The following is a 13,818-nucleotide window of genomic DNA, read 5'->3' as shown; positions in this document are numbered from 1 at the left end:
GGGGCAGCCCCCGCCAGGGTCAACCGTTCCGCCGTGGCGGCGGGATTGTCCTGCGGGCGGATCGGGCCCTGAAACTCCCGGCCGGGAGAGCGCCGTACCCGGTCAGGCCGCGAAGGCCGCCAGCTCCGCCCGCAGCTCGGGGATGCCCGCCCCCGTCTCGCTGCTGGTGGTGATCACCACCGGATGCGCCGCGGTCCGCTTGCGGACCAGCTCCGCCGCCTCCTCCTGCCGCTTCTGCAGCCAGTACGGCTTGGCGCCGTCCGCCTTGGTCAGCACGATCTGGAAGGGCACGGCGGCCTCGCCCAGCAGGTCCATGGCGGCGCGGTCGGAATCCTTGGTCTCGATCCGGGCATCGAGCAGGAGCACCACGCGGCGCAGGTTCGGCCGGCCGCGCAGGTAGTCGAACATCAGCCCCTGCCAGTCCGCCTTCACCGACTTCGATGCCTGGGCGTAGCCATAGCCCGGCATGTCCACCAGCATCAGCCGCGGCCCGCCCTCCTCCCCCAGTTCGAAGAAGTTGAGCTGGCGGGTGCGGCCTGGGGTGTTGGAGACGCGCGCCAGGGTGTTCTGCCCGGTCAGCGCGTTGACCAGCGACGACTTGCCGACGTTGGAGCGCCCGCAGAAGGCGATCTCCGGCATGTCGCTGTCCAGCAGGCCGTCGATCTGCTGCGCCGCGTGCACGAAGCGGCAGGGCTTGGCGAAGAGGAGGCGGCCGCGCTCCAGCGCCGCCGCCTGTTCCGCCGCGTCCTCCGGGCCGCGGAGCAGCTCCCCCTTGGCCGGAAGCGGGCTCATGTCTTGGCTGGGACCCCTGCCCCGCGCCGCTCCGCCCGGTCGTGGCGGGAGATGTAGTACTGCTGCGACACGGAGAGCAGGTTGTTCCAGGACCAGTAGATCACGAGGCCCGCCGGGAAGCTCGCCAGCATGAAGGTGAAGATCAGCGGCATGAAGGCGAAGAGCTTGGCCTGGATCGGGTCGGGCGGCGTCGGGTTCAGCTTGTACTGAACGTACATGGTGATGCCCATGATGATCGCCCAGGCCGGCATGTGCAGCATGTGCGGCGGGTCCCAGGGGATCAGCCCGAACAGGGTGAACAGGTTGGTCGGGTCGGGCGCCGAGAGGTCGCGGATCCAGCCGAAGAAGGGCGCGTGCCGCATCTCGATGGTGACGAACAGCACCTTGTAGAGCGCGAAGAAGACGGGGATCTGGATCAGGATCGGCAGGCAGCCGGAGGCGGGGTTCACCTTCTCCGACTTGTAGAGCGCCATCATCTCCTGCTGCGCCTTGGCGGGATCGTCCTTCGTCCGCTCCTTGATCTCCTGCATCTTCGGCGCGAGCGCCTTCATGCGGGCCATGGACTTGTAGGCCTTGTTGGCCAGCGGGAAGAACGCCGCCTTCAGCGCCACGGTGAAGAGCAGGATCGCGACGCCGAAATTGCCGGACAGGTGGTACAGCCAGTCCAGCGCGTAGAAGAACGGCTTGGTCAGGAAGTAGAACCAGCCGAAGTCGATCGCCTTGTCGAAGTCGCGGATGTGCAGGTTGTCGCGGTAGTGGTCGAGCGTCCGCACCTCCTTCGCGCCGCCGAAGACGCGGGTGGCGAAGCCCGCCGTCGCGCCGGGCGCGGCGGTCAGCGGCGCGGGGGCGGAGACGTCCACCTGCCAGCGGTCCTGCCCGCCTTCCGGCACGTGCCGGAAGGTGGCGCGCACGCGCTGGGACGGATCGGCGCCCGGCGCGCCGGCCTGGTTCACCGGGGCGATGGCGGCCAGCCAGTACTTGTCGGTGATGCCGGCCCAGCCGTCGCCGGATTCCATGGAAAGGCCGACGCCCTGGTTGCGCGCGCCCTCCTCCTTCACCGCGCTGTACTTCATCTCCTGCAGGCGCCCGTCGAGCACGCCGACGAAGCCCTCGTGCAGGATGTAGAAGCCCTCGATGTGCGGCGTGTACTCGCGGCGGATGCGGGTCCAGGGCAGCACCTGCACCGGCTCGGCACCGTTGTTGATCACGCGCTGCTCGGCGGTGAACATGAAGTTCCGGTCCACCGCGAGGACGATCTCGAAGACCTGGCCCTGGCCGTTGTCCCAGCGCAAGGTCAGCGGCCGGTCCACCTCCAGCGGCCCCGCGCCCTGCAGCGTCCAGTCCGTCTCGCCGTCCGGCACGCGGGTGCGGCCATCGGCGGCGGTCCAGCCCCACTGGGCGAAGTACGGGCTCGGCTCGCCCCGGGGGGCGAACATGCGCACCAGCGGCGAATCCCGGGCCACCGTCTCGCGGTAGTCCTTCAGCACCAGGTCATCCAGCCGCGCACCGCGCAGGTTGACGTGGCCCGACAGGCGCGGCGTCTCGATGGCCAGCTGCTCCGCCGCCGGGCGGTTCGGCTCCGCATTGCCGGGGATCGGGGCCGGAGAGCCCACGCCGGGCGGCAGCGGCACGGTCGGCGCCTGCTGCGCCTGTCGCTGCTCCTGCCGCTGCTGCTCCACGGCCGGACGCTTGAGCAGGTCGAAGCCCAGCAGGATGGCGATCGAGATGGCGATCGCGATGAGCAGGCGCTTGTTGTCCATCAGGATGAGTGACCGTTCTTGGGCGCGGTGGTGGGGGGCACGGGATCCCAGCCGCCGGGGTTCCAGGGATGGCAGCGCAGGATGCGGCGCGCCGTGAGCCAGGTGCCGCGGGCCGCCCCGTGGGTGGCCAGGGCCTCCAGCGCGTAGTCGCTGCAATGCGGGTGGAAGCGGCAGTGGCTGCCGATGATGGGCCGCACGCCGTAGCGGTAGGCGTGGACGGCGACCGTCAGGGCACCCGCGGCGGGGGTCATGGCGCAGCCCCCGCGGGGACCGGGGGCACCGCCCCAGCCGCCGGCGGCGTCCGTGCCTCCGGGCTGCCGAGCGGCACGCCCGCCTGGCGCAGCGCGCCGCGCAGGTCGCCCAGCAGGGTCGCGAAGTCCCGCCGGGCGGTATCCTCCCGCCCGATCAGGACCAGGTCCCAGCCCGGCGGCGGCGCCTCGGACAGCAGCAGATGCGCCGCCGCCCGCAACCGCCGCTTGGTGCGGTTGCGGACGACGGCGTTGCCGAGCTTCTTGGTCGCGGTGAAGCCGACCCGCAGGGGGGCGTCGGTTCCCGGGAGCGCCTGCACCACCACGCCCGGTCGCGCGGCCCGCTTGCCGCTCCTGGCGGCGCGCAGGAACTCGCGCCGCCGCTTCAGGCGCGGCAGGGCCATGACCGGGGCATACCCCTGAAGGGTGGCTGGGCGCCGCCGGTCAGGCCGACAGGCGCTTCCGGCCCTTGGCGCGACGGTTGGCCAGGACCTTGCGGCCGCCGACCGTGGCGAGACGGGCGCGGAAGCCGTGCCGGCGCTTCCGGACGAGCTTGGAGGGCTGATAGGTACGCTTCACGGCACGTGGCTCCGTTACGTCTCTGCTGCGCGGGATGACCCGGGGATGGTGCCCGCCGCTTCTGCGTCCGAACCGGAGTTCGATGCCGGACGCGCGGCGAGACGCCGGACGGGGCCCGGCGTGGTGGCCGCTGTATAGGGAGGGCGGCGCCGGCGCGTCAACCGATGGCCGCACCCGGGCCGCGCACGGCCGCCCCCGGTGCCGCGCAGGGCGCCGCCCACGGCAAGGCGCCCACGGCAGGGCGCAGCGGGCCGGGCGTGCACCTTGCCCCGGCGCCCGCCGCCCCATATCGCTGCGCCCATGCCTGATACCGACCTCGCCGTGATCGGCGCCGGCGCCGCCGGCCTTTCCGTCGCGACCCTGGCCGCCGCGCTGGGGCTGCGGGTGACGCTGTTCGAGCGTGACCGGGCGGGCGGGCGGCGCCTGGCGGAGGAGGTCCCGGCCCAGGCGCTGCTGGCCTGCGCCCGGGCCGCCCAGGCGGTGCGGGACAGCGGGCGATTCGGGGTGCGCGCCGGCGATCTGGCGATCGACTGGACCCGGGTGCGCGACCGCATGGCCGAGGCGGCCCTGGCCTATGGGAGGGATGCCTCGCTGGCCCGGGTCCGCGGGCTGGGGGTGGAGGTGGTCCCGGCCGCGGCGCGATTCGACGGCCCCGGCACCGTGGCGGCGGCGGACCGGATCTGGCGCTTCCGCCGCTGCCTCCTCGCCGCCGGCAGCGTGCCGGCCATGCCGGAGCTGCCGGGAATCGCGGAGGCCCCCGCCCTCGCCCCGGCGGAGCTGCTGGACCTGGCCGATCCGCCCGGCCACCTCATGGTGCTGGGCGGCGGCGCCGAGGGGCTGGCGCTGGCCCAGGCCTATCGCCGCCTGGGCAGCCTCGTCACCGTGATCGAGCCCGGGCCTCTGGCACCCGGCGAGGACCCGGAGCTCGCGGCGGTCCTCCGCGCCGCCCTGGCGCAGGACGGGGTGACGCTGCTGGAGGATGCCGCCCTCGCCCGCGCGGAGAAGCGCCCGGACGGCCTCACCCTGCTCCTGGCCGATGGCCGGCGGGTGGCGGGGACGCACCTGCTGGTCGCGCAGGGCCGGCGGCCGCATCTGACGCCGCTGGATCTCGCCGCGGGCAGGGTCGAGGCCGGCGAGGCCGGCGTGGCGGTCGATGCCGGCCTCCGCTCGCGCAGCAACCGCCGGGTCTGGGCGGCCGGCAGCCTGGCCGCGCCGGGCGAGGGCGGGCGCGGCACGGCGGAAACCCAGGTCGGGCTGCTGCTGCGCTCCCTCCTCTTCCGCCTGCCTGTGCGGGGCGGGGCTGCCCCGGCGCCACGCCTGATCCGGACCGACCCCGCCCTGGTGCAGGCCGGGCTGACCGAGGCGGAGGCCGAGGCGCGGGGGCTGCAACCGCGCACCCAGCGCTTTCCGCTGGCCCATGCGGCGCGCGGGATGGCCGAGGGCTGCTCCGCCGGGCTGGTGAAGCTGGTGAGCGACCGGCGCGGCCGGTTGCTGGGCGCGGGCGTGGCCGGGCCGGGGGCGGAGGGGATGGCCGGGCTCTTCTCCGCGCTCCTGGCCGGGCGCCGGTCGCTCTCCGACCTCGCGACCCTGCCGTTGCCCGCGCTGGCGGAGGCGGAGGCGGCGCGGCAGGCGGCGACGGGCTTCTATGCCCCGCTCGCGACCGGCCCCTGGGCCCGGAAACTCGCGCGGGTGGCCCGGCTTCTTCCCTGAGCCTCCCGGGTCTAGCCTCCGGGAGAGACAGGACGCGGATAAGGCAGCATGGACAAGATTCTCGAAGGGCGTACCGCCCTCGTCACCGGCTCGACCAGCGGCATCGGCCTCGGCATCGCCCTCGCCTTCGCCAGGGCCGGCGCCAAGGTCATGATCCACGGGCTGGGCGAGCCGGGGCAGATCGATCACGCCAGGGCCGAGATCTACAAGGTGCTGAACGAGGACGCGCCCTATTCCCCGGCGGACCTCTCCGACCCGCGCGAGGTCCGCAAGATGTGCGGCGAGGCGCAGAAGGCGCTGGGCCGGGTGGACATCCTGGTGAACAACGCCGGCATCCAGTTCACCAGCCCGGTGGAGGAGTTCCCCGAGGAGAAGTGGGACGCGATCCTGGCGATCAACCTCTCCTCCGCCTTCCACGCCACCAAGGTGCTGCTGCCGCCGATGAAGGAAGCGGGCTGGGGGCGGATCATCAACATCGCCTCGGCGCACGGCCTCGTCGCCTCGCCCTTCAAGGCGGCCTATGTCGCGGCCAAGCACGGCGTCGTCGGGCTGACCAAGGTGGTGGCGCTGGAGACGGCGCGTACGGGCGTCACCTGCAACGCCATCTGCCCGGGCTTCGTCCGCACCCCGCTGGCCGAGAAGCAGGTGGACGCGATCATGAAGGAGAAGGGCCTGGACGCCGAGCACGCCCTGACCGACGTGCTGCTGGAGCGGCAGCCGAGCAAGCGCTGGGTCGAAGTGGAGGAGGTGGCGCAGGGCGCGCTCTACCTCGCCGGGCCGCACAGCGGGTCGGTGACGGGGTCGAGCCTGTCCATCGACGGGGCCTGGACGACGGCCTGAGGCCTCAGACGCGCGCGGGCAACCACACCAGCCGAGCAGGCTGCCCGACCCGCACCACGACGATGGCCGTCTGCCGGAAACGGCGGCCCAGCGCCGCCAGCCGACGCGGGTCGCCGCCCAGCAGCCAGTGCCGCTCCGCCCAGCCCTGCGCCGAACCCTCTCCCGGCGCGCCGGGCAGCCGTCGCGCAGCCTGCCGCAGCCGCACCAGCATGCGGTCGTTCCACCCGCCCGGCATGCGCCGGCTGTACGGGTTCCAGGCGGTGACGAAGCCACCCTCCCGCACCCGCCAGCGGCGCAGCAGCGCGTCCACCCCCGCGCTGCGCCGGCCGATCCGCGTCGCCACACCGCCCGCCGCGTAGCACGTGCGGCGATAGGCCAGGCCAAGCCCGCCCGCGGAGCGGGCCGCGCCGGCGCCCTGCCGTGCTTCCGGCGCGCGGCCGCTTGCGCCGCCCCGGTCCGCCCGCCATCGTACCGAATCCGTATCGACCGGATCTTCCGCCATGCGCCGCCGTCACCTCCCCCTGCTGCTGGCCGCCGGCACGCCTGCCGCCGCCCTGGCCCAGCCCGCCGCGAGCCCGGCGGTCCTGGACGCGACCGTTGCCGAGGCGGTGCGGAGCTTCGCCGCCCTGCCGGGCGAAACCGCCCTGCTGGTGGCGGCGAGCGGTCCGAAGGGTCCCCTCACCGTCACGCACCGGGAGGAGGCGCCGATCTTCGTCGGAAGCTGCATCAAGACCCTCATCCTGGGCGCCTGGCTTCTGGAGGTCGAGGCCGGGCGCCTGTCCCTGGCGGAGCCCCTGGCCGTGGATGACGGGCTGCGCTCCCTGGTCAGCCCGGTCCTCGGCCAGTTGACCGGCCGCGCCACGGCGCAGGTGGTGCTGGAGGCCATGATCGCCCACAGCGACAACACCGCCACCGACATCGCCCTGCACCGCGTCGGCGCGGACAAGGTGCGCGCGCTGATCGCGCGGATGGGGCTGGCCGGCACCCGGATTCCCGATTCCACGCGGATCATGTTCTCCATCCTCGCCGGGGCGCCGCCCGGAAGCGACCTCGGCTGGAAGGGGATCAACCGCGCCGTGCAGGGCCAGCCGCCCGGCCCGCTGCGCGCCCCGGCCAACCCGGACCAGACCATGGTCAGCACGGCGCGCGACCTTTGCAGCTGGTACGCTCGCGCCCTGGGCGGGGAGGTGTTCGCCACGCCCGCCGCGCTGGCCGAGTTCAGGCGCATCAGCGCCATGGCCGACGCCATGCCGCTTGTCGCGCCGCCCGATGTCATGGCCTATGGCAAGGGCGGCAGCATCGACTGGAACGGCGCCCAGGCCGTGGCCGTCGCTGGCCAGATGGTGGCCGGCCCGGTGCGCGCGGCCTTCTTCGCCGGCGCCAACTGGCCGGGTGAGGTCGACAGCGCGCCGGGGGTGATCGCGCGGCTGGGCGGGGCGCTGCGGACGGTGCTGACCCGCGCGGCGACGGACCTCGCCTGACCCGCCTCAGCCCAGGGCCAGCAGCACGCCCTTGAGGTAGGCGCTCTCCGGCAGCATCGGATGCACCGGATGATCCGGCCCGGCGCCGTGGATGCCCAGGATGCGCGCCTCCCGCCGGGCGCGGAACAGCCCGTCGATCACCGCGTCGGCGAACTCGCCCGTGCCGACATGGTGCGAGCAGGAGGCGATGAAGAGGATGCCGCCCGGCTCCACCAGCGCCGCCGAGAGCCGCGCCAGCTTCGCATAGGCCCGCAGCGCGGAATCATGGTCCTTGCGCGACTTGGCGAAGGCCGGCGGGTCGGAGACCACCACGCCGAAGCGCCGCCCCTCGCCCCCCAGCCGCTCCAGCACCTCCATGGCCTCGCCGCGTAGCGATTCCACCCGCTCGCCGAGGCCGTTGCGCGCCGCCGTCTCGGCGGCCGTCGCCAGGGCGTGCTCCGACCGGTCCAGCAGCGTCACCCGCCCCGCCCCCGCCGCCGCGGCCTGCAAGCCGAAGCCGCCGGTGTGGCAGAAGGCGTCCAGCACCGTCCGCCCGCGCGACAGCGCCGCGACGCGCGCCCGGTTGTCGCGCTGGTCGTAGAACCAGCCGGTCTTCTGCCCGCCCAGCGGATCGACGGCGAAGGCGACGCCGCCTTCCTCGATGGTGGCGCGCGCGTCCTCGCCGTGCAGGAGCTTCACCTCCTGTGCCAGCCCCTCCAGCCCCCGCACCCCCGCATCGTTGCGCGCCAGCACGGCGCGCAGCGGCATCAGTCCGAGCAGCGCGGCCAGGATGTCGGGCGTCGCCGCCTCCATTCCCGCCGTGTTCGCCTGCAGGGCCACCACATCGCCGTAGCGGTCCAGCACCAGCCCCGGCAGCCCGTCCGCCTCGGCATGGGCGAGGCGGTAGTAGGGGCCGTCGCGCAGCCGCTCGCGCAGCGCCAGGCATTCGGCGATGCGGGCGCGCCAGAAGCCGGCATCGATCGCCGCGTCGGGGTCGCGCGACAGGCGGCGGGCGGCGATCAGGCTGTGCGGGTTGAAGTGGAAGGCACCGAGCCGGGCACCGTCCTCCGCCTCGATCCGCACCACCGAGCCCGGCGGCAGCGCCTTCGCCGCGGCGTTCATGACGATCTCGTTGGAGAAGACCCAGGGGTGGCCGGCCCGCGCGCGGCGGTCGCGGCCGGGGGAGAGGCGGAGCAGCGGGCGGGCCGGTGGAGCGGACATGGCCTGCCTCCTAGGCCGGATCGCCGCGCGGCGGAACCGGCCGCCCCTTGCGCCCCGCCCGCCCCCGTGGCGAAGCGGAGGCATGGCGCCGGTTCCCGAGTCTGCCCCCTCCCCCCCGGTCTCCTGGGTCTCGGCGCTGACGGCCACCCTGCTGATGCAGACCGTCGCCTCGCTGCTGTCGCAGAGCCTGACCGTGCTCGCCCCCCTCCTCACCGGCCGCGCCGGGCTGCCACCGGAGACGGTGGGGCACCTCTCCGCCCTCTCCTCCTTCGGCTCCATGCTGTTCTTCGTCTTCGGCGCGCCGCTGCTGGAACGCTTCGGGCCGCTGCGCACGCTCCAGGCCGGGGTGCTGGGCGCCTCGCTGGGCCTTGGCGTCGCGGCGCTGGGCAGCACGGCGGCGCTCCTCGCCTCCGCCCTGCTGATCGGCATCGGCTATGCGCCCACGACCCCCGCCGGCAGCCGGCTGCTGATGGCCACCGCCCCGGCGCGGCACCGGACGCTGATCTTCTCGGTCAAGCAGGCGGGCGCGCCGCTGGGCGGGGCGCTGTGCGGCGTGACCGTGGCCCCGGTGGCGAGCTGGGCCGGCGGCGGCGCGGCGATGCTGCTGGCCATCGCCCTGGCATGGCTCACCGTCCTGGCGCTGCAACCCCTGCGCCCGGCGCTGGATGCCGACCGGGAGAGGGAGCGCGACATCCGCCCCGCCGTGCTGTTCAGCCGGGCCAACGTCACCGCCCCCTTCGCCGCGCTGCGCCTGCACCCGCTGCTGCCGGCGCTGACGCTGATGGCCTTCTCGCTGGCCGCGTCGCAGGGCTGCTTCTTCGCCTTCTCCGTCACCTGGATGACGGTGCACCAGGGGCTGAGCCTGGTGCAGGCCGGCACGGTCTTCGCCGTGGCGCTGACCTGCGGCGCCTTCGCCCGCATCCTGCTGGGCTGGCTGGCCGACCGGACGGGAACGGGGCTGCTGAACCTGGGCGTGCAGGGGGTGGTGGCCGCCGCCGCCGCGGCCGGATTTGCCCTGATCCCGGCCGGCACGCCCTATCCCGCCATGCTGCTGGCGGGCGGCCTGGCCGGCGCCCTGATCGCGAGCTGGAACGGCATCTTCCAGGCAGAAGTCGCGCGGCTGGTGCCGCCGGCGCGGGTGGGGGTGGCGACCGCCGGCTCCACGACGCTGTGCTTCCTCGGCTACGTGGCCGGGCCGGCGCTCTTCGCGCCGGCGGTCAGCCTGTCCGGAAGCTGGCTGCTGCCGCAGATGCTCGCGGCCGCGCAGCTCGCCGCGATCAGCCTCGCGCTGCTGGTCCTGGTCCTCCGGCGCGGGCGGTAGGATGGGCCGCCCGCCCTTGCTTTCCCCGCGCGGCTCTTCCCATCCTATGATCCAGCGCAAGGACGTCCGGCGGCACGGGGCCTAGCTGGTGCGAAGCAAGCCCAGGCCCGGCGGGGATTCTCGCCGGACCTGACCAACAGGGAAGGAATCCAGACGATGACCACCATGCTCGCCCGTGACCTGATGACCACCGAGGTGACGACCGTCGCCCCCGACACGCCCGTCCTGGCGGTGGCCAGCCTGCTGGCCGATCGCCACATCTCCGCGGTGCCGGTGGTGGGCACCGATGGCGTGTTGCAGGGGCTGGTCTCCGAGGCCGACCTGATCCGCCGCATCGCCAACGAGGCGGAGGAGCGCCCGGGCTGGTTCGCCGCCCTCTTCGCCAACCGCTCCGTCCAGGCGGAGCGATTCGCCAAGGCGCACGGGCTGACGGCGGCGGATGTGATGACGCGCAACCTGCACACCGTCGCCCCGACGACCCCGGTGGAGGAGGTGGCGAACCTGCTGGAGCAGAAGCACATCCGCCGCGCCCCGGTGGTGGAGGGCGGCAAGCTGGTCGGGCTGGTCAGCCGCGCCGACCTGCTGCGCGCCCTGGTCGCCGCGCCGGCCCCCGCCGCCTCCGCCGACCTGTCGGACGAGGCGATCCGCCGCAACCTGCTCGACCGCCTGCGGCGCGAGCCCTGGGGCGATGTCTGGTCGCTGGCGGTGACGGTGCAGGACGGCATCGTCTCGCTCGACGGCTGGTCGCGCGACCCGGCGACCGCCCGCGCGGTGACCGTGCTGGCGCAGGAGACGCCGGGGGTGAAGGGCGTGCAGGACAACAGCCGCCCCTACCCCGCGCCGGTCTACATCGCGCGCTGAGACCGGACCGCGCGGATCCTGCCCATGCCAATCCCGGCACCGCCGCCGGGGTTGGCGCAGCAGGCGCGCGCCAGGCCGGGATCGCACCGGCCTGCAAACGCGCGTTCCTGCTTCCGCAGGTCGACACAGAAGTCCGCCGGACGGGTCCGTGCCCGACCGGCGGGCCGGCTACCAGAGCATGTCGCTGAGATTCTTCATCGGTGCCGGCAGGCCCTCCGGGACGGGCAGCATGGTGGCGTCCCATGCCTCCCATTGTGCCCGCAGCTCGGCGAGGAGGTCCGGCCGCTTCGTCGCCAGGTTGCCGCGCTCGCGCGGGTCCCAGGCGACATCGAACAGGAACTCGCGGTCGGCGACCTTCAGGTACTTGTGGTCGCCGCAGCGCACGGCACGCTGCGAACGGTTGGCCATGCGCCAGTAGAGCGTCCGGTCGGTGGAGGCAGGGACCGCGCCCGACAGCACCGGCAGCAGGTCCTGCCCGTCCAGCGGATGATCGGGATGCGGATCGACGCCGGCCGCCGCGAAGCAGGTCGCGGTAAGGTCCATGGTGATGGTCAGGTGGTCCGTGACCACCCCCGCGGCGATCCGGCCGGGCCACCAGGCGATCTGCGGCACGCGCAGACCGCCCTCCAGCAGGTCCCACTTCCGGCCGACGAAGGGCCAGATCTTGGAATAGCGCTCGCCGCCGTTGTCACTAGTGAAGACCACGAGCGTGTCGCGGCCCGTCCGGGACCGCCAATGCCAAGACTTCCGTCAGCAATGCCTTGAAGGCATCGGCCGGAGACAGGCGGGAGGGGAGAGGCATGCGGCCGCGCCGGCTGTCGACGCAGCAGATGGAGACCTTCCGCGCGGTGATGCACGCCGGCTCCGTGCACGGCGCGGCGCGGCAACTGGGCACGTCGCAGCCCTCACTCACCCGCATCCTACGGCGGATGGAGGATCTGGCGGGCTTTGCGCTGTTCCAGACGGTGAAGGGGCGGTTGATCCCGACCGGCGAGGCGCGGGCGCTGCTCCAGGGAGTCGAGCACGTCCATCACCAGCTCGACGCGCTGGAGGAGATGATGCAGCGCATCGCCCGGCATGGCGACGGGCCCTTTCGCTTCGGCGCCTCGCCGAGCCTCGGCCGCGCGGTGGTCCCGGCAGCGCTGGTCGGATTCCGGCGGCTCTTCCCGGAGGCGGAGCTGCGCTTCGACACCGTCGCGCTGCCGAACGTGGTGGACTACCTGGCGCTGGGCCGCGGCGAATGCTTCCTGACCATCCACCCGATCGCGCATCCGGCCATCGAATGCCGGGCGATCTGGCCCTGCGGATTGTGCTGCCTGCTGCCCGCAGGGCACCGGCTGGCCGGGCGCGAGCGCATCGACCCTGCCGAGATCGCGGCGGAGGAGCTGATCCTGGGCGAGCCCGAGACGCCGCACGGCGAGATCGTGCGCGACGTCTTCCGGGGCATCGGACGCACGCCCAACATCCGCATCGTGATCCGCGTGACGGAGGCCGCGATCGGCCTGGTCGCGCACGGCCACGGCATCGCCATCCTCGACGAGTTCACGGCGCTGGATGCCGCCTCGGAGCGTGTGGTGGTACGGCCACTAAACGCGGGCACGCGGATGCACGCCTGCATCAGCCGCGGGCAGGACCTCCTCCGCTCCCGCTATGCGGAGGTGCTGGAGGCGGAGGTACTGGGGGTCCTGCGGCACCGCGAGCGGCTGGCCGACCGCCACGGAGTGCCGGCCGGCTGACTGGGGCCGGTCAGCCGACGCCCCGGCGGGGCCCGCCCTGAGGCGGCATGCTCCACAGGATCAGCCCGCCCAGCGCCAGGAAGACCGCCACGGTCGCCATGCCCCAGCGCTGGCTGCCGGTCGCCGCCGTCACCGCCGCCAGCACGGCGGGGCCGAGGAAGCCGGTGACGCGGCCGGAGAGGGCGAACAGCCCGAAATGCGCCGCCATCTCGCCGGGCGGCGCCATGCGCGCCATCAGCGTGCGCGACGCCGCCTGGGCCGGGCCGAAGAACAGGCCCAGCACCAGGGCCAGCCCCCAGAACAGCGGCTTGGTCTGCACCAGCACCAGCCCCAGCCCGAGGACCGTCATCGCCGCCAGCGAGATCAGCACCGTGCGGCGGGAGCCGAGGCGGTCCTCGACAAGCCCGAATCCGGCGGCGCCCAGCCCGGCGGTGACGTTCATGGCGATGCCGAACAGCAGCACCTCGTCGAAGCTCATGCCGAACACCCCGGCGGCGAAGATCGCTCCGAAGGCGAAGAGCGTGTTCAGCCCGTCCGTGTAGAACAGCCGGGCGATCAGGAAGCGGGTCAGCGCCGGCTCGTGCGGCAGGCGCCGCAGCACGGCGGCGATCTCCTCCAGCCCGTGCCGCGCGGCCGCCGCCCAGCCGGGACGCTCGCCCGCCGGGTCGGGCAACAACGCGAGGACGGGCCAGCCGAAGACCAGCGTCCAGGCCGCGACCAGCAGGGCGGTCGCCCGCAGGTGCTCCGCCGCGCCGCGGTCCAGCCCCAGCGGCGACGGGTCGGGCAGCACCAGCAGGACGAGGCACAGCACCAGGCAGGCGAGGCCCCCGGCATAGCCCAGCCCCCAGGCCAGGCCGGAAAGCCGGCCGATGCTCTCGGGCGGCGCCACGTCGGGCAGCATGGCGTTGTAGAAGACCGTCCCCACCTCGAAGGCCACGGTGGCGAGGCCCACGCAGACCAGTGCCCAGAGCGTCCAGGAGGGGTCGGGCTTCGCGAACCACAGCGCCGCCGTGAAGCCCGCCATGGCCAGGGTGCAGAGGAACAGCAGCAGCCGGCGCCGCCCGCCGGCATCCGCCACGGCCCCGAGCACCGGCGAGAGCAGGGCGATGGCCACCGCTGCCGCCGCCTGCATCCAGCCCCACATCGCCTGGCCCGTCGCCGGGTCCGGGGCGATGCCCTGGGTGAAGTAGGCGGCGATCACGAAGGTCGAGACCACCGTGGGAAAGGCGCTGTTCGCCCAATCGTAGAGCGCCCAGGCGAAGGCGCGCCGGCCCAGGGAGACCGCCAAGC

General features: G+C 73.9%; 14 protein-coding genes and 1 pseudogene. 6 read left to right on the top strand and 9 right to left on the bottom strand.

The genetic code is table 11. From position 1 onward, the window contains the following. Positions 1-102 precede the first annotated feature (102 nt). Genes yihA through rpmH form a run of 5 tightly spaced genes read right to left on the bottom strand, consistent with a single transcriptional unit; the run spans position 103 to position 3,379 of the window. Positions 103-792, bottom strand: a complete 690-nt coding sequence (gene yihA / locus LPC08_RS07905) for a ribosome biogenesis GTP-binding protein YihA/YsxC (protein WP_230452155.1) — start codon at positions 790-792, stop codon at positions 103-105. Next, entirely contained in the window at positions 789-2,552 is a 1,764-nt protein-coding gene (gene yidC / locus LPC08_RS07900) for a membrane protein insertase YidC (RefSeq protein ID WP_230452154.1), read from the bottom strand. The genes yihA and yidC overlap by 4 nt, the downstream gene beginning before the upstream one ends. Beyond that, a complete protein-coding gene (gene yidD / locus LPC08_RS07895) occupies positions 2,552-2,803 on the bottom strand; it encodes a membrane protein insertion efficiency factor YidD (RefSeq protein WP_230452153.1) in 252 nt (83 codons plus the stop codon). The genes yidC and yidD overlap by 1 nt, the downstream gene beginning before the upstream one ends. Next, positions 2,800-3,204 carry a ribonuclease P protein component gene (gene rnpA / locus LPC08_RS07890; RefSeq protein WP_230452152.1) on the bottom strand — a complete coding sequence of 135 codons (405 nt, stop codon included), beginning with the start codon at positions 3,202-3,204 and terminating at the stop codon, positions 2,800-2,802. Before rnpA ends, yidD begins: the two co-directional genes overlap by 4 nt. A gap of 40 nt (positions 3,205-3,244) precedes the next feature. Next, entirely contained in the window at positions 3,245-3,379 is a 135-nt protein-coding gene (gene rpmH, locus LPC08_RS07885) for a 50S ribosomal protein L34 (protein WP_211865817.1), read from the bottom strand. A 300-nt stretch (positions 3,380-3,679) separates the two neighbouring features. Between rpmH and LPC08_RS07880 the strand changes: the two genes are divergently transcribed. Then, the gene (locus LPC08_RS07880; RefSeq protein WP_230452151.1) at positions 3,680-5,089 is read left to right on the top strand and encodes an FAD-dependent oxidoreductase; all 1,410 of its coding nucleotides are present in this window, start codon (positions 3,680-3,682) and stop codon (positions 5,087-5,089) included. A 48-nt stretch (positions 5,090-5,137) separates the two neighbouring features. Beyond that, positions 5,138-5,929, top strand: coding sequence for a 3-hydroxybutyrate dehydrogenase (locus LPC08_RS07875; protein WP_230452150.1), 792 nt, complete (start codon positions 5,138-5,140; stop codon positions 5,927-5,929). A gap of 4 nt (positions 5,930-5,933) precedes the next feature. On the opposite strand, the gene LPC08_RS07870 is transcribed toward LPC08_RS07875, so the two are convergent. After that, positions 5,934-6,431, bottom strand: a complete 498-nt coding sequence (locus LPC08_RS07870) for a DUF3293 domain-containing protein (RefSeq protein WP_230452149.1) — start codon at positions 6,429-6,431, stop codon at positions 5,934-5,936. On the opposite strand from LPC08_RS07870, the gene LPC08_RS07865 reads away from it, so the two are divergent. Next, entirely contained in the window at positions 6,430-7,410 is a 981-nt protein-coding gene (locus LPC08_RS07865; protein WP_230452148.1) for a serine hydrolase, read from the top strand. The genes LPC08_RS07870 and LPC08_RS07865 overlap by 2 nt on opposite strands. A 6-nt stretch (positions 7,411-7,416) precedes the next feature. Here the strand turns inward: LPC08_RS07865 and LPC08_RS07860 are convergent, their stop codons facing one another. Further along, complete coding sequence (locus LPC08_RS07860) at positions 7,417-8,610, bottom strand: class I SAM-dependent rRNA methyltransferase (protein ID WP_230452147.1); 1,194 nt, start codon at positions 8,608-8,610, stop codon at positions 7,417-7,419. An 82-nt stretch (positions 8,611-8,692) separates the two neighbouring features. On the opposite strand from LPC08_RS07860, the gene LPC08_RS07855 reads away from it, so the two are divergent. Both LPC08_RS07855 and LPC08_RS07850 read left to right on the top strand, forming a co-directional pair. Beyond that, positions 8,693-9,931 carry an MFS transporter gene (locus LPC08_RS07855; protein WP_230452146.1) on the top strand — a complete coding sequence of 413 codons (1,239 nt, stop codon included), beginning with the start codon at positions 8,693-8,695 and terminating at the stop codon, positions 9,929-9,931. Positions 9,932-10,087: 156 nt separating this feature from the next. Continuing rightward, positions 10,088-10,792 carry a CBS domain-containing protein gene (locus tag LPC08_RS07850; RefSeq protein WP_230452145.1) on the top strand — a complete coding sequence of 235 codons (705 nt, stop codon included), beginning with the start codon at positions 10,088-10,090 and terminating at the stop codon, positions 10,790-10,792. 168 nt (positions 10,793-10,960) lie between these two features. Here LPC08_RS07850 and LPC08_RS07845 read toward each other — a convergent pair. Beyond that, positions 10,961-11,503 (bottom strand): annotated as a pseudogene (locus LPC08_RS07845) (sulfatase family protein); the annotation flags it as partial. 89 nt (positions 11,504-11,592) lie between these two features. Between LPC08_RS07845 and LPC08_RS07840 the strand changes: the two are divergent. Then, positions 11,593-12,528, top strand: a complete 936-nt coding sequence (locus LPC08_RS07840; protein WP_230452143.1) for a LysR family transcriptional regulator — start codon at positions 11,593-11,595, stop codon at positions 12,526-12,528. Positions 12,529-12,538: 10 nt separating this feature from the next. Here LPC08_RS07840 and LPC08_RS07835 read toward each other — a convergent pair whose 3' ends face one another. Beyond that, the gene (locus LPC08_RS07835; protein ID WP_230452142.1) at positions 12,539-13,816 is read right to left on the bottom strand and encodes an MFS transporter; all 1,278 of its coding nucleotides are present in this window, start codon (positions 13,814-13,816) and stop codon (positions 12,539-12,541) included. Positions 13,817-13,818 lie beyond the last annotated feature (2 nt).

Source organism: Roseomonas sp. OT10 (assembly GCF_020991085.1).
In the GTDB taxonomy this organism is placed as follows: domain Bacteria; phylum Pseudomonadota; class Alphaproteobacteria; order Acetobacterales; family Acetobacteraceae; genus Roseomonas; species Roseomonas cutis.
This window is presented reverse-complemented; position numbering and strand designations above follow the sequence as displayed.

Bases quoted from the DNA above. Each gene is read 5' to 3' on its own strand.
- LPC08_RS07875 (WP_230452150.1), top strand. From the start codon at position 5,138: ATGGACAAGATTCTCGAAGGGCGTACCGCCCTCGTCACCGGCTCGACC.
- LPC08_RS07865 (WP_230452148.1), top strand. From the start codon at position 6,430: ATGCGCCGCCGTCACCTCCCCCTGCTGCTGGCCGCCGGCACGCCTGCC.
- LPC08_RS07860 (WP_230452147.1), bottom strand. From the start codon at position 8,610: ATGTCCGCTCCACCGGCCCGCCCGCTGCTCCGCCTCTCCCCCGGCCGC.
- yidC (WP_230452154.1), bottom strand. From the start codon at position 2,552: ATGGACAACAAGCGCCTGCTCATCGCGATCGCCATCTCGATCGCCATC.
- LPC08_RS07870 (WP_230452149.1), bottom strand. From the start codon at position 6,431: ATGGCGGAAGATCCGGTCGATACGGATTCGGTACGATGGCGGGCGGAC.
- LPC08_RS07855 (WP_230452146.1), top strand. From the start codon at position 8,693: ATGGCGCCGGTTCCCGAGTCTGCCCCCTCCCCCCCGGTCTCCTGGGTC.
- LPC08_RS07840 (WP_230452143.1), top strand. From the start codon at position 11,593: ATGCGGCCGCGCCGGCTGTCGACGCAGCAGATGGAGACCTTCCGCGCG.
- yidD (WP_230452153.1), bottom strand. From the start codon at position 2,803: ATGACCCCCGCCGCGGGTGCCCTGACGGTCGCCGTCCACGCCTACCGC.
- LPC08_RS07880 (WP_230452151.1), top strand. From the start codon at position 3,680: ATGCCTGATACCGACCTCGCCGTGATCGGCGCCGGCGCCGCCGGCCTT.
- rnpA (WP_230452152.1), bottom strand. From the start codon at position 3,204: ATGGCCCTGCCGCGCCTGAAGCGGCGGCGCGAGTTCCTGCGCGCCGCC.
- yihA (WP_230452155.1), bottom strand. From the start codon at position 792: ATGAGCCCGCTTCCGGCCAAGGGGGAGCTGCTCCGCGGCCCGGAGGAC.
- LPC08_RS07850 (WP_230452145.1), top strand. From the start codon at position 10,088: ATGACCACCATGCTCGCCCGTGACCTGATGACCACCGAGGTGACGACC.